Annotated in this window: 18 protein-coding genes; 8 read left to right on the forward strand and 10 right to left on the reverse strand. The window is 60.2% G+C overall.

What is annotated here, in order from left to right; genetic code table 11:
• Window positions 1-14 precede the first annotated feature (14 nt).
• Window positions 15-791: an SDR family oxidoreductase gene (locus HGP12_RS24325; RefSeq protein WP_168841363.1), complete on the reverse strand. Its 777-nt coding sequence runs from the start codon at window positions 789-791 to the stop codon at window positions 15-17.
• 104 nt (window positions 792-895) lie between these two features.
• Window positions 896-1,759 (reverse strand): MurR/RpiR family transcriptional regulator, encoded by an 864-nt coding sequence (locus HGP12_RS24330; RefSeq protein ID WP_168841364.1) that lies wholly within the window; start codon window positions 1,757-1,759, stop codon window positions 896-898.
• 274 nt (window positions 1,760-2,033) lie between these two features.
• Here HGP12_RS24330 and HGP12_RS24335 point away from each other — a divergent pair, with 274 nt between their 5' ends.
• The 3 genes from HGP12_RS24335 to HGP12_RS24345 are packed head-to-tail and all read left to right on the forward strand — an operon-like array spanning window position 2,034 to window position 5,123.
• A complete protein-coding gene (locus HGP12_RS24335) occupies window positions 2,034-2,519 on the forward strand; it encodes a hypothetical protein (protein ID WP_168841365.1) in 486 nt (161 codons plus the stop codon).
• 11 nt (window positions 2,520-2,530) lie between these two features.
• A complete protein-coding gene (locus tag HGP12_RS24340; protein ID WP_168841366.1) occupies window positions 2,531-4,006 on the forward strand; it encodes a M81 family metallopeptidase in 1,476 nt (491 codons plus the stop codon).
• Window position 4,007: 1 nt separating this feature from the next.
• The gene (locus tag HGP12_RS24345; RefSeq protein WP_168841367.1) at window positions 4,008-5,123 is read left to right on the forward strand and encodes a D-TA family PLP-dependent enzyme; all 1,116 of its coding nucleotides are present in this window, start codon (window positions 4,008-4,010) and stop codon (window positions 5,121-5,123) included.
• A 182-nt stretch (window positions 5,124-5,305) separates the two neighbouring features.
• On the opposite strand, the gene HGP12_RS24350 is transcribed toward HGP12_RS24345, so the two are convergent.
• From HGP12_RS24350 to HGP12_RS24375, 6 genes are all read right to left on the reverse strand, one after another.
• A complete protein-coding gene (locus HGP12_RS24350) occupies window positions 5,306-6,439 on the reverse strand; it encodes an ABC transporter ATP-binding protein (protein ID WP_168841368.1) in 1,134 nt (377 codons plus the stop codon).
• Window positions 6,440-6,523: 84 nt separating this feature from the next.
• Window positions 6,524-7,753 carry an extracellular solute-binding protein gene (locus HGP12_RS24355; RefSeq protein ID WP_168841369.1) on the reverse strand — a complete coding sequence of 410 codons (1,230 nt, stop codon included), beginning with the start codon at window positions 7,751-7,753 and terminating at the stop codon, window positions 6,524-6,526.
• A gap of 35 nt (window positions 7,754-7,788) precedes the next feature.
• Window positions 7,789-8,646, reverse strand: coding sequence for a carbohydrate ABC transporter permease (locus HGP12_RS24360; RefSeq protein WP_168841370.1), 858 nt, complete (start codon window positions 8,644-8,646; stop codon window positions 7,789-7,791).
• Window positions 8,643-9,527, reverse strand: coding sequence for a carbohydrate ABC transporter permease (locus HGP12_RS24365; protein WP_168841371.1), 885 nt, complete (start codon window positions 9,525-9,527; stop codon window positions 8,643-8,645). The genes HGP12_RS24360 and HGP12_RS24365 overlap by 4 nt, the downstream gene beginning before the upstream one ends.
• A 13-nt stretch (window positions 9,528-9,540) precedes the next feature.
• Window positions 9,541-10,701: a Gfo/Idh/MocA family protein gene (locus HGP12_RS24370; protein WP_168841372.1), complete on the reverse strand. Its 1,161-nt coding sequence runs from the start codon at window positions 10,699-10,701 to the stop codon at window positions 9,541-9,543.
• Window positions 10,702-10,895: 194 nt separating this feature from the next.
• Complete coding sequence (locus HGP12_RS24375; RefSeq protein ID WP_168841373.1) at window positions 10,896-11,228, reverse strand: hypothetical protein; 333 nt, start codon at window positions 11,226-11,228, stop codon at window positions 10,896-10,898.
• 257 nt (window positions 11,229-11,485) lie between these two features.
• On the opposite strand from HGP12_RS24375, the gene HGP12_RS24380 reads away from it, so the two are divergent.
• The gene (locus HGP12_RS24380) at window positions 11,486-12,352 is read left to right on the forward strand and encodes a glycosyltransferase family 25 protein (RefSeq protein ID WP_205926608.1); all 867 of its coding nucleotides are present in this window, start codon (window positions 11,486-11,488) and stop codon (window positions 12,350-12,352) included.
• A 40-nt stretch (window positions 12,353-12,392) separates the two neighbouring features.
• Here HGP12_RS24380 and HGP12_RS24385 read toward each other — a convergent pair whose 3' ends face one another.
• On the reverse strand, window positions 12,393-14,375 hold the full coding sequence (locus HGP12_RS24385) for a polysaccharide biosynthesis protein (protein ID WP_168841374.1): 1,983 nt from the start codon (window positions 14,373-14,375) through the stop codon (window positions 12,393-12,395).
• Window positions 14,376-14,588: 213 nt separating this feature from the next.
• A complete protein-coding gene (locus HGP12_RS24390; RefSeq protein ID WP_168841375.1) occupies window positions 14,589-16,259 on the reverse strand; it encodes a GumC family protein in 1,671 nt (556 codons plus the stop codon).
• 195 nt (window positions 16,260-16,454) lie between these two features.
• Here HGP12_RS24390 and HGP12_RS24395 point away from each other — a divergent pair, with 195 nt between their 5' ends.
• The 4 genes from HGP12_RS24395 to purU all read left to right on the forward strand — a co-directional run bounded on the left by HGP12_RS24395 (window position 16,455) and on the right by purU (window position 21,045).
• Window positions 16,455-17,537, forward strand: a complete 1,083-nt coding sequence (locus HGP12_RS24395) for a glycoside hydrolase family 5 protein (protein ID WP_168841376.1) — start codon at window positions 16,455-16,457, stop codon at window positions 17,535-17,537.
• Window positions 17,538-17,641: 104 nt separating this feature from the next.
• Window positions 17,642-18,886 (forward strand): hypothetical protein, encoded by a 1,245-nt coding sequence (locus HGP12_RS24400; RefSeq protein WP_168841377.1) that lies wholly within the window; start codon window positions 17,642-17,644, stop codon window positions 18,884-18,886.
• A gap of 38 nt (window positions 18,887-18,924) precedes the next feature.
• Window positions 18,925-19,950: an acyltransferase gene (locus HGP12_RS24405; protein WP_168841378.1), complete on the forward strand. Its 1,026-nt coding sequence runs from the start codon at window positions 18,925-18,927 to the stop codon at window positions 19,948-19,950.
• 210 nt (window positions 19,951-20,160) lie between these two features.
• Complete coding sequence (purU, locus tag HGP12_RS24410; RefSeq protein ID WP_168841379.1) at window positions 20,161-21,045, forward strand: formyltetrahydrofolate deformylase; 885 nt, start codon at window positions 20,161-20,163, stop codon at window positions 21,043-21,045.
• Window positions 21,046-21,068: the final 23 nt, after the last annotated feature.

A 21,068-nucleotide genomic window follows, 5' to 3' on the forward strand; every position in this document is an offset into this window, starting at 1 on the left:
TTTGGCAACGAGCGTCAGTAATGTTCCGATTGAGAGAAAGTGCGGGCGAGTTCCGCCTGCCCCGCGGTCAGCCCGCAATCAACGGGCAGGCAGACGCCTGTTATGGCCGAGGCAAGCGGGCTTGCGAGGAAGGAGACGGCATTGGCGACATCGATGGGGTCGACGACGCGCTGAAGCGCATACCAGCGCTTCGCCTCTTCGAAGACATTCGGGTTGGCCGCGGCCCGTACCTCCCAGGCCTGGGTGCGCACGGTGCCGGGCGCGACCGCGTTCGAGCGGATACCGAACTTGCCGTATTCCACCGCGACCAGCCGGGTAAAGTGCAGAAGCCCGGCCTTGGCGGCGCTATAGGCCGGATGGCCGAAAACGGCCAAGCCATTGACGGAGGCGATGTTGACCACCGACCCCTTCGACACCTTCAGCATGTCCTCGACGGCACGGAAGCATAGGAACGCCGCCTCGAGATTGAGGGCGATGTCAGCGCGCCAGATTGCCGGCGTCGTATCGTGGAGACTGACGGCGCGGGCGGCACCGGCATTGTTGACCAGCGTCTTTAGCTCGCCCAATCCCGATGCGGCCTTGGCCATGGCGGCATCATCGGCATCGCTGGTGATGTCGGCCTTGAACGGCACGAAACGCTCCGCCGGGCCGAGCACCTGCGCGGCGGTCTGCACTGCGGCCTCGTCTATATCGACCAGCAGGATGACATCATGGTCATCCGCCAGGCGCTTTGCGATGGCACGGCCTATATCGCCGGCCGCCCCTGTGACGATGGCAACGGATTTGCTCATGCAATATTCCTTCGATTGGTTCCCCGAGCGGCTAAGCCTGCCGCCCCCTGTCGTTGCTTCTGCCCAGCCTAGGGCGGCGACCCTTGCATTTTTCCGGAGCCTTTTCAGTCCCCGAGAAGCTGGCGGTCGTCGCCGTCGCGATGGGTCACGAGCTGTTGCTTGATACGGCGCAATATCACCGTCGCCTGCGGCTGGATGCGATGGGCGACCAGGCTGGCGAGAATGTCGACCACGGCGAGATAGGCAATGCGCGTCGACGTCGGCCGATAAATATTGTCGCCTTCCGGCAGGTCGACCGGCAGGGTGATATCGGCGGCGTGCGCCACCGGGCTCCCGCTTTGCGTCAGCGCGATGGTCGGCACCTTGGCTTCGCGCGCCAGCATGAAAGCGCGCACCAGTTCGGCATTGCGGCCGGAGAAGGACGAACCGATCAGCACATCCGTCGGCTTGGCGGCGGCGGCCATCATCAGCTGCATGCTGTGGTCGGAACTTGAAGTAATCCGCAGGCCGAACCGGAACAGTCTGTTCTGCAGCTCGCTGGCAATCATCGAGGAATTACCGCCGGAGCCGAAGGCGTAAATCATCTCGGCGCCGGCAAGCTGGTTTGCCGCCTGCTCGATGGCGGCGACATCCAGGCCGCGATGCAGCAGGAAAAGCGCATTCTGCGCCTTGGTAATAATGTCCTGGGCAACGTCGGCCGGCGCGATGCTCTTCGGCTCGGGCTTCAGGTAGCGCATGCCGACATAGGCGGTGCGCGCCAGCTGGACCTTGAAATCGGAGAAGCTTTCGCAGCCGAGGCGGCGGCAGAAGCGCGTCACCGTGGGCGGCGAGACGTCCGCCTTGCCCGCAAGCTCGATGATGGAAGCATTGACAGCGAATTCGAAATCGTTGAGGACGATATCGGCGATGCGGATTTCCGATTGCGAAAGCCGGCCCCTCTCGTCCTGCATGGTCGTGAAGATATCCATCAGCCCCCCTTTGTCGCTGTTTTCCAAACGTCTGGCACGTAGTAAGCGACGCAATCCATCTCAATCTCACCATTCCCGCCATTGCCTGTGGACAGGCTTGCAGACGGGCGCGTGTTGCCGTTCGTCCCTACCTAGCGGAAACCTTGACGTGTGATGGCCGCCCTGCGGTTCCTGCAAATTATTTTCTTGATAAGTTGACAAATGACCATAGAAAGCAGAATTTGACCAGTGAAAATCGAAAATTATGAAAAGAATTTAAATGACGGCGGTTACAATGCGTGATCCTTTCAAGAATCCCTTCCCTGTCGGCGATGCCGCCAGGCATTCGATCTGGGAAATGCTCGTTTCGCGCGATATCGACGCTTTTCTTGCCGCCGATTGGTCGATGGTATCGGGCGATTTCGTCGAAGAGGGTTTCATCGGCATCGACGGCCAACACGAAATCAGCCCCGACAAGTGGCGCCTCGCTTTCCCGACGCTATCCGCCTATCGCGACGAATGGCTGCGCCAGGCCCGTGATTTCGCCACCCAATCCTTCGCCGAGGATACGCGCACGGCCATTTTCACCACGACGACGCTCGAAGATATCGAGATCGAAGGCGACATGGCTCTCGTGCGCAAGAAGTTCGACGGCAGCCTGAAGAAATCGGATGGCGGCATCGACGTGATGAAGTGGCAGACGCTTTACTATTGCCGCCTGCATGAGGGGCGCTGGAAGATCAGCGGCTTTACCGGTTACCTGCCGAACCCCATGGAATAGAGGCGACAGCGTTGCGCATTTTCACGGCGGCCTTCGCGACCGAGACGAATACCTTCTCCCCCATCTGCATCGACCGACGCGCTTTCGAAGCCTCTCTCTATGCTCCCCCCGGCATGCATCCGGAAACGCCGACGCTGTGTACCGCGCCGATCACCGTGGGACGGCACATTGCCACGCAAAAGGGCTGGGACGTGATCGAAGGCACCGCCACCTGGGCCGATCCGGCCGGGCTGGTAAACCGCCGGACCTATGAGGAGCTGCGGGACGAGATTCTCGATCAGCTGCGGGCAGCCATGCCGGTCGATGCCGTCATTCTCGGGCTGCACGGCGCCATGGTCGCGGATGGTTACGAGGACACGGAGGGCGATTTCCTGTCGCACATCCGCGAGATCGTTGGGCCGGATATCCTCGTCTGCGCCGAACTCGATCCGCACAGCCATCTGAGCGAGAAACGGCTGACGGCCGCGAATTTCCTCGTCTATTTCAAGGAATTCCCGCATACGGATTTCGTCGATCGCGCCGAGGACCTCTGGCGCATCGCCATCGATACGCTGGAAGGCCGCGTCAAGCCGGTCATGTCGGTCTTCGACTGCCGCATGATCGACGTCTTTCCGACATCGCGCGAACCGATGCGCTCCTTCGTCGACAAGATCATGGCGATGGAAAAGAGCGACGCGGACATTCTGTCGATCTCGGTCGTTCATGGCTTCATGGCCGGCGACGTGCCCGATATGGGCACGAGGCTGCTTGTCGTCACCGATGATAAGCCGACTAAGGGAACTGCGATCGCTCGCGACCTCGGGCTGGAGCTCTTCTCCAAACGCGGCACCTTCATCATGCCGCAGCTCGATGAGAAGCAGGCGGTGCGCGAGGCCATGGCCGCGACCTCCGGCCCGGTCGTCATTGCCGATCTCTGGGACAATCCCGGCGGGGGCACCGCGGGGGATGCCACCGTCGTCCTGCAGGAATTGCTCGATCGCGGCGCCACAGACACGGCGCTCGGCACGATCTGGGATCCGATGGCCGTACAAATCTGCATGGCGGCCGGTGAAGGCGCGGAAATCCCGCTGCGCTTCGGCGCGAAATCGGCGCCGGGCACGGGCAACCCGATCGACGGCCACGTGAAGATCATCCGCCTCGTCACCAATGCCGAGATGCGCTTCGGCGAGAGCTACGCCCCCTTCGGCGATGCCGCGCATATTCTGCTCGATGGTATCGACATTATCCTGAATTCGACGCGCGCCCAAAGCTTCGACCCGAGCCTGTTCTCCGTCATGGGCATCAATCCCGCTGCCAAGAAGATCCTGGTCATCAAGTCGACCAATCACTTCTATGCGTCCTTCTCCAAGATCGCTTCGCAGATCCTTTACTGTTCGGCGGGGACGCCTTATCCCAATAATCCGGCGCGCACACCCTATCGTCGCGCCCGAAAGGACATCTGGCCGATGGTGGCGAATCCCTTTGCAGAAGAACGGAAAGGTGCCTGACATGGCCCACGACATCGCCCGTGACATCGCCTCGGAAATCAGCCCCAAGCCCGGCGACCGGATCGAAGCGCTCTCGACGCCGCGCCCGATCATCGATGAAGACCGGCTGGCGGGCAATATAGCGCGCGTGCAATCCTACATGGACGCGCACGGCCTGAACTTCCGTCCGCATATCAAGACGCACAAGATCCCCGCGCTCGCGCAGGCGCAGGTCGCCGCCGGTGCCAAAGGGATCAACTGCCAGAAGATCACCGAGGCAGAAGCTTTCGCCGACGCTGGCTTCGAAGATATCCTCATTACCTTCAATATTCTCGGCCCGGAAAAGCTCGCACGTCTTGCCGCTTTGAACGAGCGCATCAGCGGGCTGAAGGTCGTTGCCGACAGTGCTGTCACGGTCGATGCCCTTTCCGGCTGGTTCGCCAGCCGCAAGCCGCTCGCCGTACTGGTGGAATGCGATACAGGCGGCGCGCGCTGCGGCGTGCAATCGCCTGCAGAGGCTGCCGCTCTCGGCAAGCATATCGCCGGCAAGCCCGGCCTCGCCTTCGTTGGACTGATGACCTATCCGAAGCCGGACAATGCCGCCGCGACACAGGAATTCCTGTCGGGAGCCGTAAAGCTCCTGAAGGCCGAGGGCATCGAATGCCCGATCGTTAGCAATGGCGGCACGCCGAGCCTCTTCGAGGCGCATCTCGTGACCGCGGCCACGGAACATCGTGCCGGCACTTATATCTATAACGACCGCTCCATGGTGCGGGCCGGCCATTGCCGCGAAGAGGATTGCGCGATGCATATTCTCGCCACCATCGTCTCGAGACCGACGGAAGATCGGGCCGTCATCGATGCCGGTTCGAAGGCGCTCACCTCCGACCTTCTCGGCTTTGCCGATTATGGCCAGGTGGTCGGTTATCCCGACGCCGTCATCAAGGGGCTTTCTGAGGAGCACGGCGTCATCGACCTGTCGAAATGCACAGGCCCTCGCCCGCAGATCGGCGACAAGATCCGTATCATCCCGAACCACACATGCGTCGTCTCCAACCTCTTCGACCAGATGGTGTTTCATCGCGACGGCGTGGTGACGCGCGTCGAGGATGTGGCGGCTCGCGGCTTGGTCTGGTAGGCGATTCCTCATCCCCATCGTGGCCGCTTCCGGAGCCACCCTCGTCCTTCGACGGGCTCAGCATGAGGGCGGAGGAGCTAAGAGCTATAAGCTGGACGAGATGATCAGTCCTCATGGTGAGGACGCCCAAAGGGCCGTCTCGAACCACGAGGGCGCATGGCTGCTTCCGGGGTCGCCTCTCGTCAAGAAGCTGCCGAGTTCAGCATTTCCATATCGATTTCGGTCAATTCCACCCGTCGTTCGAAGGCCTGACCGCTCTCGTCGAAAAGGTGGCAGTCGCCGACGCTGATTCCGGTCTTGAGCGGCACATCCATGCGGATGGCGGCGCTGCCCGGCAAGGTCGCGCAGAAATTCTCGTCGATGCCTTCCGCCGCGGCATAGGCGACGGTCTGCGCGCCAAGACGCTCGACCACGTTCGGAACGATGGTCAGCGTCAGGTCGCCGCCGGCAAGCTGAACATGTTCGGGCCGGATGCCGAGCGTCAGCGCCTTGCCGACGACGCCCTGGCGCGGCGCCACGGGCAGTATGGCCTTCTGGCCCTTGTAATCCACCTGAACGCCCGCATCGCCGATATTCGTGCAGGTGACCGGTAGGAAGTTCATCTTCGGATTGCCGATGAAGCGCGCGACGAACGTATTCGCGGGCTTGTGATAAAGCTCCAGCGGCGCGCCGACCTGCGATATTTCGCCGGCATTCAAGACGACGATCCGATCGGCCATGGTCATGGCTTCGACCTGGTCGTGCGTCACATAGATCATGGTCGCCTGCAGCTGACGGTGCAGCTTCGCCAGTTCGATGCGCATGTCGGCGCGCAGCGCGGCATCGAGGTTGGACAGCGGCTCGTCGAAGAGAAAGATCTTCGGTTCGCGCACGATGGCGCGGCCGATGGCAACGCGCTGGCGCTGGCCGCCGGACAGCTGACCCGGCTTCTGCTGCAAGCGCTGATCGAGATGGAGGATACGCGCCGCATGCTCGACCTTGGCCTTGAGCTTGTCTTCCGGCATCCTCTCGACGCGCAGGGGGAAGGCGATGTTCTCGAACACCGACATATGCGGATAGAGCGCGTAGGACTGGAAGACCATGGCGATGCCGCGCTTGACCGGCGGCAGATCGTTGACGCGGGCACCATCGATCATGATGTCGCCGCTGGTCACTTCGTCAAGGCCTGCAATCATGCGCAGCAGGGTCGACTTGCCGCAGCCGGACGGGCCTACGAAGACAATGAATTCGCGGTCGTTAACGTCAAGCTCGACGCCTTTGATGACCTCGAAATGACCATAGAATTTCTTGACCTGATTAAGGTGCAGCTTTCCCAAACTCTGTCTCCGCGCGGCGCCGCTATAAGGCGGGCAGGGCTCGAAAGGCCGCGCGCGATGCGCGCGGCCCGGCGAATTGCCATCTTACTTGTATTGATCGAGATCGGCAGCTGCCTTCTTCAAGGCATCCGCGGGCTGGGCCTTACCGGTGACGACCGACTGGACCATCTCGATCATCACGTTCTGGAAGCCCTTGTAATCCTTGAACAACGGCTCCGGACCACCATAGGCGATGCCGTCGATGAACGGCTTCCAGAAGGGGTCCTTCTTCTCGAACTCATCGACCATTGGCGACGGACGCAGCGGCGTTAGGCCAGCGCCGCCCTGCAGCTCGTATTCGCCCTGCGGGCCGGGCGAGGTGATGAACTTGACGAATTCGATCGTCTTGTCCTCGACACCGCTACCCTTGAAGACAGCAAGGCTGTCGGTGATGAGCAACGTGCCGGGACCCTTGGCCGATGGGCCGAGCGGCAGCGGTGCGACGCCCCAATTGATCTTCGTTTCCTTCAGGCGATAGGCGGCGCCCGAACCGGCCTGGAGCATGCCGACCTTGCCGTCGAGGAAGATGGCGCGCATTTCGTTCTGCTCGTAAGCCGTGGGGCCCTCGACGGAATAAGGCGTGATATCCTTATAGGCTTGAAGGGCAGCCAGCACTTCCGGGCTGTCGAGGACGATCTTGTCGCCGTCGATCACCTTGCCGTTGTTGCTATAAACCCAGTGCAGGAACTGGTGCATGGTGTTGTCGAAAGTCTTGGCCGACAGGCCATAGCCCGGAATACCGGTCTTTTCCTTGATCGTCTTGGCGTCGGCGATTTCCTCGGCCCAGGTGGTCGGCGGCTTTTCCGGATCGAGGCCCGCCTTCTTGAAGAGGTCCTTGTTCCAGTAGAGCGCCTTGGTCGAGAAGGCTACCGGTGTGCCCCATTGCTGACCATCGATAGTGACGGTATCGACGATGCCCGGATAATAGGCCTTCTTTTCCTCATCGGTCATCGGAACGGGAACAATGAGATCGTTCTCTGCAAACTGCTTGAGCGTGCGCGAACCGACATAAGCCATGGCGACCGGCGTTCCGGCTGCAGCAAGCGTCGTTGCCTTATCCTGGCACAATTCCCAGCCAACGAGTTCTGGCTTGACTGCCCAGCCCGGATTCTTCTCTTCCCACTGCTTGATATATTTCACATGGATCGGGTCGATGCTGTCGCCGCAATAGATCCAGCTGATTTCCTTGTCGGCGGCATGGGCAGTCACAGCGCCAAGCGCGGTGGAGCCGAGCAGAGCCAGGGCAAGCAGCCCCGTTTTGAAATGGAATGTCACGTTTAAGCTCCCGTTTCTCTGGTTGTTGATTGGTTTTATTGCTTCACCGCGCCAGCGGTCAGACCGCTGACGAGATACCTTTGCAGGAAGAAGATCAGGACCAGCGCCGGCGCGATACCGACGAAGCTTGCGGCCATGAGCTCGTTCCAAGCGACCTCCTGCCGGCCGAAATAGCCAAATAGCCCTACCGGCAGCGGCATGTATTCCGTCTTCGAATTGAAGGTAAGCGCATAGATGAACTGCTGCGCGTAGGCCTCGATGAACGAGGAAATCGCCACCACGATGATACCAGGCATGGCAATCGGCAGGATGACGCGGCGAAGCGTGTAGAGCTGGCTTGCACCGTCGACATAGGCGGCCTCATCGAGTTCACGCGGAATGCGGCTGATATAGGTGTGCAGCAGCCAGATCCCGGTGGGGATGATGAAGGCGACGCCCGGCACGATCATGGCGAAATAGGTGTTCAGCACGCCGAAGGAGCGCATGAGCCGGAACAGCGGGATCAGCAGCACGGCGCCGGAGAACATCTTGACGGCGAGGAAGGCGCCGAGCAGCAAGCCGGCCCCCTTGAATTCGAAGCGCGCGAAGGCATAGGCGGCCGGCACCACGAGGATCAGCACGATGATGGTGATCGAGCCGGAAATGAGGAACGAATTGAAGATATACCAGCCAAAGCCCGGCACACTGGTCCACATCGTGCGATAGGCCGCGAACGAACCGTTTTCCGGGATGAAATGGTAGGGCGACGAGAACAGCTGGCTAAGCGGCTTCAGCGACACCAGGAACCCTTCGACGAACGGCGCCAGCACGAAAGTCAGGAACAGAAGGATTCCGGCATAGATGCCGATGATCTCGTACCATTTGTAGCGATTGATCATGGCGGGCTGGCTCATCGCTTGGCTCCCGTTGAAAAGCGGCTGGTCAGGCGGAAATAGGCAAGGCAGAAGAGCGACAGGAAGATGCAGATCAACACGGCGCGGGCGGCACCCTCACCATATTTGTACGATCCAATCGCCGTGCGATAGGTGTCGATGATCATCGTCGTCGTCTCACCGTTCGGGCCGCCGTGCGTCAGGATCCAGATGATGTCGAACGAATTGAACGTCGAGATCAGCGACAGCATCGACATGGTAACCAGAGACGGCACCAGCAGCGGCAGGGTAATGCGGCGGAAGCGATAGAAGCGGCCGGCACCGTCGGTCCAGGCGGCTTCATAGAGATCGTGCGGGACAGCCTGCATCGCCGCCAGCATATAAAGCGTCACCATCGGCACGCCGATCCAGACGTCGGTGACGATCGTCGCCCAGAAGGCCGAGCTGCCATAGGCAAGGAACGCCACCGGGCTGTCGACGATGCCGAACCGCTGCAGCAGGCCTGAAATCATGCCGAACTGGCCATTATACATCCAGCCCCACATGAAGATGCCGATCGCCATCGGCACGATCCAGGGCGGCATGGTTAGCACGCGGAAAAGCGCGCGGCCCGGGACGGCGGAATTCAGCAGCGCCGCTCCCAACGTGCCGATGATCATCTTGATCGACACGGAGAAGAACGTCCAGATAAAGGTGCGGACGATGACCGACGCGAATGTTTCGTTGAAGATCTTGCCGTAGTTCTCGAAACCGACCCAATTCGTCACCTTCTTCAACGACGCATCGGTGAAGGACAGAATAACGGTGTCGACCAGCGGATAGGCGACGATGACGGTGACGTAGAGGAGAGCCGGAAGAAGCAGGATCCAGGCGAAGATGACTGTGCTGCGTTGAACACCCATCTTGCGCCCCTCCTCAGGCGGCTCTTGAATAAAGCGCTTCGTCGAACTCGTCCCAGATCGGACGGAGATCCACGACGGCCCTCTTCATGCGCGCCTCGTCCATCGAAAGCGCCAGAATGCCCGCTTCTAGCGCATTCAGCGTCGAGACCGGCAGATGCTGCCCCGATTTGACATGCGAGATGATATCGGCGGCCATCTGTTCGTCGGCGCCATAGTGCTGCGAAAGCGCCGTGCGCGTCGCATAGGTTTTCTCGATCACCTTTTTGCCCGTGAGCATCTCATGGACGTTGAAATAACCGCGAATGAAATCGCCCTCGGCCATGCCGCGCGATCCCATGATGGCAAAGCGGCGGAACTGGTCCGGCACGTTCAGGTTGGTATGGAAGTTCATGCCGACGCCGTTGGCATATTCGACGATCGCCACCTGGTAGTCGATGATGTCGCCGTCACTGTCGAAAACCTTGTCCGACCCCATCCAGCCGCTCGGCTTGCGATGGAAAAGCTCAAGGTCGTTGATGCCTTCCCTTGCCGGGTCGTTTTCTGGGATGAAGCTCTTGCGGCCGCCGAAGCTTGCGACCCTCTCCGGTCGTGCACCGACCACGCCATTATAGAGATCGAGGTCGTGGCAGCATTTCTCCAGCATGAAGCTGCCGGAATAATGCTCGTAGCGGCGCCAGTCGCGCATGAAGAAGGCGCCATGATAGGGCTCGATGTGCTCGGCGGCCTCGATGGAAACGACATGACCGAGCTTTCCTTCGGCCTGCGCGACCAGCAGATCGCGGTACATTGGCGAATAGCGCAGAACGAGACCGACCATCAGCCGCTCGTGGCCGAACTTCGCCATCAGGCGCGCAAGCTCTATACTGTCCTTGATTGTCGTGACGATCGGCTTTTCGCAGAAAATCTTGAGGCCAGCCTCGAGGCCGATGCGAATATGATCGAGATGCATGTGGTTGGGCGAACCGATCATCAGCAGATCGATTTTCTCGTTGGCAATCAGCTCCTGAGGCGTGGCATAGGCCTTTCCGGCTGATATGCCCTGCTCGATCAGACCGGGCAGGCCTGCGGGCTCCGGATCGACATATCCGGCAATCTCAAAGCTTTCGTCGATCGCCTTGAAGACATAGCCCAGATATCCCAGGCGGAATCCCAGCCCAATGATTCCCACTCGCATGCTTTATGTTCCCATTACGTAATTTATTTTCGTAAGCTTGGGGCAAATTTTCGCATTCGTCAACGACGTTCGCGCATTTACTCAAAAACATGAAATTTATTTTCAGATTATCGCCTAAAAAAGCGCAACCCTCAAGGATGAGGCTGCGCGCGATTTGACTGGATTGCTGCTTATTTCGGCAGAGCCAGACGCCGTTATCTGCCCGGGCCGTTATATTGCCAGTACTGATAATTCGGTTTTCTGGTGCTGCTGGAGATCATACCATCCTGCTCGCAGACATAACCGAGCCGCGGAAGGCTGCGATAAAACAGACCTTCGCGAAAATAATCCGCATGCAAGGTGGTCGTGCGGCATTGGAATTTCTCGTCAGCCGCCATTTTTGGCGCAGTTACGCCCGGCAGGTTCTTGTAAGGATAGACGGGAGCGACATATGGCTTGGGGAGAAGCGGGTTTTCGGCAAAGACTGCCGTCGGCGTGAGACCCGCCAGAAACAACGCAACAACGGCGATTTTCGATTTGGTCAACATGACTTGGGACGATCCTTTACCCATGCGAATACGACACTTCGGCGCTCCTTGCTCTGAATATATTGACGCCGCTGTTTCGCGCCAACAGGCCGGCCGTCGAAATCGCGCTCAAGTGATCGTTCGGGGACCGACGGAAACTCGTTCACGCTACGTTACACCAAATAAAATGCTTTTATCCGCAAATACAACATGGGCGTGCAGTGGCCATTTGCGACAAGTCATAAGCATGTTATATAGTAGTAAAAATGCCTTCTTAGTTGCTGTCGCCACGATTTCTGTTTGCAGGAGTAACAGTCATTCTCGAACAGATTAATCGTATCCCTCGCCTTGTCGATCCTGACATCGCTGACGAAGCCGTTCAGCAGCTTCGCATCTATGTGATCAACCTCGATCGGTCGCGCGAGCGTTGGGAGCGCCTATGCAGCCAGGCGGTGGAATACGACCTGGACATCACACGGATTCCGGCTGTTGACGGTCGGGCGATCGCCGAGCGCGATCGCATCGATTTCCACCCGAAATCGTTCATCTATCACAACGGACGCAAGCTTCTGCCCGGCGAGTACGGCTGCTATCGCAGCCATCTGCTTGCCTTGGAGCAGTTTGTCGCCAGCGGCGACAAGATGGCCATCATCATGGAAGATGACGTCGAGCTCAATGAGCGGCTGATCCCACGCGCGATCGCGGCCATGGAAAGCGTTCAAGGCGCGCGCCTCGTCAAGCTGGTCAACCATCGCCTCGTCGGCTTCAAAGCGATCTGCGAAACCACCGAAAGCGATGTTGTCGGCCGCTGCATGCATGGCCCGCAGGGGTCGGCTGCCTGTTATATCGTCAACCGCAAGGCCGCCAAGAAGCTGCTGACGACGCTGAAGCCCATGCTTCTTCCCTATGACGTCGCCCTTGAGCGCGGCTGGTCGACCGGCGTCGAAACATTCACGACATTTGAAAATCTCGTCGACTTCAGCCCGCACCGCGCCGCCACCACGATCGGCAAACGCGTGCACTACCGCGCCGTCAAAAAGCATTCCCTGTTGCGGCTGACGGCGTATTGGTTCCGCACATGCGACCAGATGCGCCGCTGGCGCTACGCCATCAAGGAAGCGGCGGTAAACCTCGGCAAACGCTGAGCCCTGGGAGACGGCGACGGTTCAATTGCTCAAACCGCGTCTATAGCTGCGCGACATTGTCGAGATTCGGCTGGTCGACCGTCAGGTCCGTCTCGCGTTCGCGATAGACGAGATCGACCACCTCGCTGCTGGGCGCATAACCGGAGACGAGCTTCTGCAGCAGCGCTCTGGCGAGGGGGATATCGTTTTCCTCCATCGCCGCCTCCAGCGCTGCAAGCCGCTTCGCCAGCTCCGGCCAGGGCAGGAAATCTTCCTTCGCCTGCATGATACGCGGATGGGTCGTCGGTTGCGGGTTGTCGCCGATCAGCAATTCCTCATAGAGCTTTTCGCCCGGCCTCAAGCCGGTGATTTCCAACTCGATGTCGCCTTCGGGTTCGTCCGCATCCCGCACCGTCAAACCGGACAATTCCACCATGCGCCGGGCAAGATCGGCAATGCGCACAGGCTCACCCATGTCGAGCAGGAAGACGTCGCCGCCCGCCGACATCGCGCCCGCCTGGATCACCAGCTGCGATGCCTCGGGAATGGTCATGAAGTAGCGGGTGATATCGGGATGGGTCAGCGTGATCGGCCCGCCATCACGAATCTGCTGGCGAAACAGCGGCACGACCGAACCGGAGGAGCCAAGCACGTTGCCGAAGCGCACCATGGCGAAATTGGTGCTGTCGGTACCTGGCTTGCGATCGGCATTCATCGCCTGCAGCACCATTTCCGCCAGGCGCTTGCTCGCGCCCATGATATTGGTCGGACGCACGGCCTTGTCGGTGCTGATGAGGACGAAACTCTCGACGCCATGATCGCGGGCGGCTTCAGCCGCTATCAGCGTTCCCAGCACATTGTTGCGGATGCCCTCGACGGGATTGTATTCGACCAGCGGCACGTGCTTGTAAGCGGCGGCATGGTAGACGGTCTTCGGCCGCCATGCCTCCATGATCTGCCTGAGCCGTTGGCCGTCCCTGACGGAGGCGAGAAAGGGGATGATGCGTACATCGGCATAGCCGGCGGAGGCTGCCGATTTCTCCAGCTCGCCGTGAATGGCATAGAGAGCGAATTCGCTCTGCTCCACCAGCAAGAGCGAGGACGGCTCGTTCTTCAGGATCTGACGGCAGAGCTCGCCGCCGATCGAGCCGCCCGCTCCGGTCACCATGACCACCTTACCACGTATATTCTTCTCGATCAGGTCGCGGTCGGGGGCAATCACATTGCGGCCGAGCAGGTCCTCGATATCCAGTTCGCGCAGGTCCGAGACCGCAACGCGACCCTGGGCGAGCGCGGTCAGATCGGGCATGGTCCTGACCGTCACGCGGGCCTTGCGCATGCTTTCGAGGATCTCGTTGCGCCGTTGCCGCGTGGCGTTCGGCAAGGCCAGCAGCACGCCCTTGATATCGCCCGAGACCACGAGCGCCGGCAGATCGGCCGGAGCGTAGATCGGCAGGCCGCCCATGATGCTGCCATGCAGGTTGCGGTCGTCATCGAGATAGCCGACGACATTGAGCTCGGCGCTGTTGGCAAGCGCGCCCGTCAGCTGCCGTCCCGAAGCGCCGGCGCCGTAGACCAGAACCTTGGCAAGCTGATTGCGATTGAGGAGCCGCTGATAGGCATTGCCGAGCCAGTAGCGCGTCCACATGCGCGACAGGCCGATCGCGATCAGCAACAACAGCGGCTGCAATATGCCGACCGTGCGCGGCACGCCCGGCACGCTGATTGCGGTAAAAATCGTCATGAAGGCGAGCGCGTAGATCGCGACCGCCTTGACGACAGTCACGAAAGCCGAAAGGCCCGCATATCGGAAAATGGCGCGGTAAAGGCCAAGGACGATGAAGATCGGTATGGCGACGAGCAGGGAGACGATGGCCGGCAGCCATTCGACGCCTTCGAGAATGACCCAGTCATCGAGACGCAGACAATAGGCGAACCAGACCGTGAGCACGCACAGGCTGGCGTCGACCAGCAGCGCCAGCGCACGCTTGGTCGAGCGCGGCAGCGCCAGGAACGGCAAAACGAGCTTATCAGCGGGCACCATCGGTCAGTTTTCCTCGGCGCCAGTCATTGGAGCAGCGCACCGCTTTTCTCGCATAGATTGTCTCACAAAGTACCATACGACTCCTAATGACTGCATCACGCTTCCATTAGCAAGATCCAATCATTCCCGGAGCCGATTTACATTTAGAACAGCCGGCGCGCAATTGCATCCCCGATCCTGAAGAAGCCCGGGTGCAAAAAGGTGGAAAAGAACTCATTTACCGAAATAGCCACGGATGACGGGGTGCCGAAACAGGCCGAGGAGAATGGCAAAAGCCATGCCGAGGCCTGCACCGAACATCGCGCCGGCGATCAAGCCCGCGACCATCATCACCTTCCGGCTAGGTCCATCCGCCTTCAACGGCGGCTCCGCCTCGGAAATCACACGAATATTGCTCTGCGACAGATCCTGGGCGTCACCGGCCTGGCCGGACCGCTTCAGAAGCGATTCATAGAGATCGCGGGCGGCGGTCGCCTTGCGCTGCAGCTCGTTCAGGCCGACGAGTTTGCCTGAGGTGTTGACCTGCGAGGCTTTCTGCACCGCGAGTTCCTTGGCGATGTCCTGCTCGGCCTTCTGCGCCTGTTCGTAGTCGGAACGGGCCGAGGTCATCTGCCGCTGCAACTCGGCCCGGATTTCGGCTGCAAGGCTTTCCAGGGAGGATTTGGCAGCGAGCAGGCGCGGATGGCGGGCGCCGAGCTGGCTTTGAAGGCTGCCGACATTGGCGGCCAGCGCCGCATATTGCTGCCGCAGGCTGCTCAATGCGTTCGATGTCGCCCCGGAGGAAGGATTGCTTGAGACCACCTCCTCGAAGCTCAGCTTGCCGGCTGCGTCGGCGCGGGCCTTCGCCTCTATCGTCTTTTGCTGGGCGGTGACCAGCATGTCGTTCAAGGCGGTCAGGCGCTTGTCGGAAATCAGGTTGCCCTCGACCGCCACCATGTCATTGTCGGCACGATAGGCTTCGACGGCTTTCTCGGCCGACAGTACCTGCTGGCGCAGATCATCGAGACGGGAATCCAGCGCGGTACTGCTGCTCTTGTAACTATTTGCCGTCGCCTTGCTCTCCTCTTCCATGAAGGAGGTCACGAGCTGGTTGGCAATCCCAGCCGATTTTTGCGGGTCGCCGGTCGTCACCTTCGCCGTTACGACATAGGTGCTGGCCTCGCGGGCGATCTGCACGGCTTTCGCCAACGTGGCGGCCGCGACATATTTCGCCGCCTCGCCGCTGGCGCCGCCATCGAACTGGGGATCCTGATCGAGCTTCAACGCTTCGACGACCCGGCCGAGCACCTTGCCCGAAGACAGGATCTGCGTCTGGCTGTCGATCATCGTCGTGATCAATTCCGGCGCCGTGGGAGCCTGCTGGGCGGAATCGGAAGTTCCGACCGGGCGTGGATCGAAGTAGAGGCTGGTTTCGGCGGTAAATTTCTGCGGTATCAGCGGAATGACGGCCGCGCCCAGCACGGCGCCGGTACCCGCCAGGGCAAGGACCACGAGCTTCCTCGCCCAGATCGAGCGAATGGCCGAGCGAAGATCGAGCAGCGGCGCATCAGCCATCGCTGCCGGCATCGGCGGTGTGACAACACTCGGAGGCGCCGCAGCCGGGGCAGCTTCCGTCATCGAGGCAACAACGGCGATCGGCTCGACCACAGGCTGCGGTCTTGCGTCGGGCTGAAATTCGAGAGGTGACGGCTCGCTCTTGCTCACGGCATAAGTCGCCGTATCGATCGGCTGAACCGTCGCAGCCTGTTCGGCGCCGGAAACGAAATCGCGCGGACGCAGCAGCGGGCTGCGCGAGCGCTGCCCCTGACGGTATCCGTCAGACGGCTCGATGCCGCGCCAACCCGAAAGTTGGTCCGATCGCTTGTTTCGTTCCATTGAGCTCATGCCAGGCTTTCAACGCACCGCGTACCTATTGCGTCCAGCGGATGCGAGGAGTTTAGAAATGTTTGGCTAACGGAACATTAAGGACACTCGGAGGAAGTCGGGACAGCGGCAACGACAGCGCCTTTTCATTCATCATTGTTCAACGCGACCAGCCTTATGAAAACAGCGCCTTCGCCGCTGAAACAGGAGCCTGCAATGACGGGACCGATGACGAGACTGCTGCATCGCGCGCTTGCCGCGACAGTGGCCATTGCTTCCTTTGCCGCGCAAGCCGATGACGGCTTTGCGGCCTCGCAGCTCTGCTATCGCGGCATCAATCTTTCCGGTGCCGAGTATGGCGACCGCGACGGGGTGCTCGGCGCCAACTATACATATCCTTCGGAAGAGACCGTACGCTATTTCGCGAACAAGGGCATGAATATCGTGCGCCTGCCTTTCCGCTGGGAGCGCCTGCAGCCGGTGCTGGGCCAACCTTTCGACGGCGCGGAGCTGCAGCGGCTGAAGGATGCCGTCGATCTCGTCCAGAAGCACGGCATGGCCGTGCTCCTCGATCCGCACAATTTCGGCTACTACGACAAGACCCAGCTGACGCAGGCACCAGCGACAGACCTTGCCTTCGGCGACTTCTGGGCGCGGCTCGCCATCGAATTCGCCAACCGGAAGGGCGTCCTCTTCGGCCTGATGAACGAGCCGCACGACATCAAGGCGCCCGACTGGCTGGAAGCGGCCAATGCGGCTATCCGCAGCATCCGCACGGTCGGCGCGCGCAACCTCATCCTCGTACCCGGCACGAACTGGACAGGCGCGCATAGCTGGTCCGCCGACGTTCTGGGCGGCGGTGCCAATGGCACGGTCATGCTCGGCATCAAGGACCCGCTCGATTTCTACGCCTTCGAATTCCATCAGTATCTCGATGCGGACAGCTCCGGCACACATACTGCATGCGAGGGCAGCGACAGCGCGCAAAGGGGATTGCTCGATGTCACGGAGTGGCTGCGCAAGAACGGCAAGCGCGGCTTTCTCGGCGAATTCGGCGTGCCCGGCAGCCAACCCTGCCTCGATGGGCTGAAGGCCGTCTTCGGCATCATGGCGGACAACAGCGACGCGTGGCTCGGCTGGAGCTATTGGGCCGCGGGCGAATGGTGGCCGGCGGAGGAACCATTGAACGTGCAGCCGCGCAACGGCAAGGACCGGCCGCAAATGAAGACGATCACGACCGCAGTCGGCAAGAAGGCGCCCCTGGCGCCGAGCTGCGCGGCCGTGAAGCCGGCTGGCTGATCGACGTCGAGAGCCTGCAGCGGGGCGAGCGGTTGGCGCTTTGCCGCGACTCATGAGACTGCTATCTTTGCGCCGGCCAAAGGATTCGGCAGCCCGGACAACAGATGAGAAGCCTTACCGACAAACAGCGCGTCGATTATCCGATCCTGGCGATCACGCTGTTTTCGGTGCTCTACAATTGCATCCTCGCCTATATCAATCACAACATCATGCCGCTTTCGGTCTCGCATGTCGTGCTCTGCGAGGGCCTGATGATGATCTCCAGCGTGGCTTTCATTCTGAAGAAGGGAATCTACGAGGAAGATCTGCCGATCGTCCTTTTTCTCGTCTTCACGCTCGTCATCACGATCTACATCACCGTCTTCAATCGCCTGACCTTCATCGACCAGTTCCGCAACATCCTGATCATCTTCTGCTTTGCCGGCATCGGCAGCTGGGCGAGCGAGCGAACGGTCAGGCTTGCCTTCCGGATCGCCTGCGCGGCCGTGCTGCTGTTCCTCGTTTGCGAAGTCGTCAGCACGCCCTTTTATGTCAGCCTGTTCCATCCCGGCGAATATTTCGAGAATACGCGAGGGATCAAGCAGGCGAGCTTCAATTCGACCGGCCTCTTTGCCAACGCACTCGGTTTCCAGGGCCGCTTCTCATTCGGCCTCATCGATCACCGCTCGTCCTCGATCTTCCTGGAGCAGGTGTCGCTCGCCAACTTCTGCGGCGTCATCGTCATCTACCTGCTCTCCTTCTGGCCGAAGCTCGCCCTGCTCGAAAAAGCCCTGTTCATCTCCACGGTGCTGCTGATCCTGCTCACCAACGACACCCGCACGATGCTGATCTTCTCCTGTGTCAGCATCGCTGGATACTTTCTGTTTCCGAAGATCCCGAAGGGTTTCAGCCTTATCCTGATGCCGGTCATCATCCTGGTCGGCTTCTTCGTGCACTTCATGAAACCGGGGGAGGTCGGCGACAATTTCACCGGGCGCGTCGGGGTCACGATCAAGAAGATGCTGGAGCTCGATATCCAGTCCATGCTTGGCCTGTCGATCTCGCGTATCGGCGAATTCGCCGACAGCGGCTATGTCTATCTCATCTACGCATCGACGATTTTCGGCCTGATCGTCTTCTGGCTCTTCGTCTGCCTCTATCCCGCGGGAAGGACGGCGGCGCAAAGACGCTGCGCGCATTCACTCTCTCTTTTCATTTTTCTGAATATGATGATCGGCGGTACGGCAATCTTTTCCATCAAGATCGCCGGACTGCTCTGGCTGCTCGTCGGTTACATGCGTGTTTCCGACAAACCGCGCGCCGTTCGGGCGCAGTCGGAGACCCTAAACGAAAGCAGAGTGCCGGGCTGACCAGACATCATGTCGGCATCGGCTGCGTGAGGATCGGGATGCTTGTTCAGCTGCAGTATCTGCGTGCCATCGCTGCACTCATGGTCGTCTATTTTCATTCGGTGCTGCAGGTGCCGAAGGTCGATCCCGGCTTCCAGACGGTTTTCCATCTCTTCGGCGAGACCGGCGTCGACATATTCTTCGTGCTCAGCGGCTTCGTCATGTGGCTAACCACGGCCGGCCGCGAAATCCGCCCGCTGGATTTCTACCGACGCCGCATCCAGCGCATCGTCCCGCTCTATTGGCTGGCGACCCTGTTTGCGGCAAGCGTGGCGCTGGTGGCGCCGACCTTGCTGAAGTCGACAGTCTTCGATCTTCCGCACTTTATTGCTTCCCTCTTCTTCCTTCCCTGGCGCAATCCGGCCGATCCGACGCTGACCGTTCCCGTCGTCGTGCCGGGATGGACGCTGAACTACGAGATGTTCTTCTATCTCGTCTTCGGCCTGCTGCTGCTCGTGCGCGAAAAATGGCGCTTTGCCGCGCTGTTTGCCGCGATGACCGCGATCATCATCGTCTGTCGCGTTCTCCCTGGCGATATGACCGCCGCCAAATTCTATAGCGATCCGATCATCTACGAATTTCTGGCGGGCGTGCTTCTCGCCAAGCTCTATCTCGACAAGATCCTCCTGCCGCAGGCCGTTGCCTGGCCGGCGCTGGTGATGGGATTCTCGTTCCTGCTCATCAACGAAACGCTCTGCGACGCCAGCATGCGCGCCTACATGTGGGGCATCCCGGCCGTCGTTATCCTGTATTCGGCCGTCTCTATCGACTTCTCGAAGCTCCCGGTCATTGCCACGCTGAATTATCTGGGGGATGCCTCCTACAGCATCTATATCACCCACGCCTTCACGCTCGCATTGCTGCGTGTCGTTTGCGTCCACCTGAATTTCGACATTCTGGCAAATGCGCCGATCTTCGTCACCGGCTGCATCGTCTGCTCGGCGATCGGCGGCGCCATCGTCCACGAGCTGACGACACCCAGCCGCTGGCGAAAATGGAGAAGGAAGCGCGCAGTCGCCGCTTGATTGTCGTCCTATCAAATTCGCGTTCCCTATCAGATTCGCGTCGTCTTCTCTCGGGACGACGGGGATACGCGGCTGGACGGCGCAATGGGAACGGAATTTTCCGCCGCCTGTCATAAGCTTTGCCCACGTTTGGATCGGGGACACTTTTCCCTGCCGGCTGATTGCGATAAGCGAGCGGCGAAGATTAAGCCGTTTTACGAGGGAAGAGACATGACGAGCTATGTACTGACAGTAGCGTGCAAGTCGACGCGCGGGATTGTGGCGGCGATCTCGAATTATCTGGCCGAGCAGGGCTGCAACATCGTCGATTCCAGCCAGTTCGACGACCTCGATACCGGCATGTTCTTCATGCGCGTCTCCTTCATCTCCGAGGAAGGGGTGGGCGAAGCCGCCCTGGCGGAAGGCTTCAAGCCGATCGCGGCAAAGTTCGCCATGGTTTCAGATATCCACGATGCCAAGAAGCGCATGAAGGTGCTCTTGATGGTGTCGCGCTTCGGCCATTGCCTCAACGACCTGCTCTACCGCTGGAAGATCGGCGCATTGCCGATCGACATCGTCGGCGTCGTCTCCAACCATTTCGACTACCAGAAAGTCGTCGTCAACCACGACATCCCCTTCCATCATATTCCGGTGACCAAGGCCAACAAGCCGGAGGCCGAAGCCAGGATCATGGACGTGGTCGAGCAGACCGGCACCGAGCTGATCGTGCTGGCCCGCTACATGCAGATCCTGTCGGACTCGATGTGCCAGAAGATGTCGGGCCGCATCATCAACATCCATCACTCCTTCCTGCCGTCCTTCAAGGGCGCCAATCCTTATAAGCAGGCCTATGAGCGCGGCGTGAAGCTGATCGGGGCGACGGCGCATTACGTCACCGCCGATCTCGACGAGGGTCCGATCATCGAGCAGGACACGGCCCGCATCACGCATGCGCAGTCGGCCGAGGATTACGTCTCGATCGGCCGCGACGTCGAGAGCCAGGTGCTGGCCCGTGCCATCCACGCACATATCCACTTCCGCACCTTCCTCAACGGCAACCGCACCGTCGTCTTCCCGGCAAGCCCGGGATCATACGCCTCCGAAAGGATGGGATGAGGCGCGAGCGCGCAATCGCAGCT

The sequence above is a fragment of the Rhizobium sp. P28RR-XV genome, from assembly GCF_012641385.1.
In the GTDB taxonomy this organism is placed as follows: Bacteria; Pseudomonadota; Alphaproteobacteria; order Rhizobiales; family Rhizobiaceae; genus Rhizobium.

Coding starts and splice junctions, on each gene's coding strand:
- HGP12_RS24325 (WP_168841363.1), bottom strand. CDS start 791: ATGAGCAAATCCGTTGCCATCGTCACAGGGGCGGCCGGCGATATAGGC.
- HGP12_RS24330 (WP_168841364.1), bottom strand. CDS start 1,759: ATGGATATCTTCACGACCATGCAGGACGAGAGGGGCCGGCTTTCGCAA.
- HGP12_RS24335 (WP_168841365.1), top strand. CDS start 2,034: ATGCGTGATCCTTTCAAGAATCCCTTCCCTGTCGGCGATGCCGCCAGG.
- HGP12_RS24345 (WP_168841367.1), top strand. CDS start 4,008: ATGGCCCACGACATCGCCCGTGACATCGCCTCGGAAATCAGCCCCAAG.
- HGP12_RS24360 (WP_168841370.1), bottom strand. CDS start 8,646: ATGAGCCAGCCCGCCATGATCAATCGCTACAAATGGTACGAGATCATC.
- HGP12_RS24365 (WP_168841371.1), bottom strand. CDS start 9,527: ATGGGTGTTCAACGCAGCACAGTCATCTTCGCCTGGATCCTGCTTCTT.
- HGP12_RS24370 (WP_168841372.1), bottom strand. CDS start 10,701: ATGCGAGTGGGAATCATTGGGCTGGGATTCCGCCTGGGATATCTGGGC.
- HGP12_RS24375 (WP_168841373.1), bottom strand. CDS start 11,228: ATGTTGACCAAATCGAAAATCGCCGTTGTTGCGTTGTTTCTGGCGGGT.
- HGP12_RS24385 (WP_168841374.1), bottom strand. CDS start 14,375: ATGGTGCCCGCTGATAAGCTCGTTTTGCCGTTCCTGGCGCTGCCGCGC.
- HGP12_RS24390 (WP_168841375.1), bottom strand. CDS start 16,259: ATGAGCTCAATGGAACGAAACAAGCGATCGGACCAACTTTCGGGTTGG.
- HGP12_RS24395 (WP_168841376.1), top strand. CDS start 16,455: ATGACGGGACCGATGACGAGACTGCTGCATCGCGCGCTTGCCGCGACA.
- HGP12_RS24400 (WP_168841377.1), top strand. CDS start 17,642: ATGAGAAGCCTTACCGACAAACAGCGCGTCGATTATCCGATCCTGGCG.
- HGP12_RS24405 (WP_168841378.1), top strand. CDS start 18,925: ATGCTTGTTCAGCTGCAGTATCTGCGTGCCATCGCTGCACTCATGGTC.
- purU (WP_168841379.1), top strand. CDS start 20,161: ATGACGAGCTATGTACTGACAGTAGCGTGCAAGTCGACGCGCGGGATT.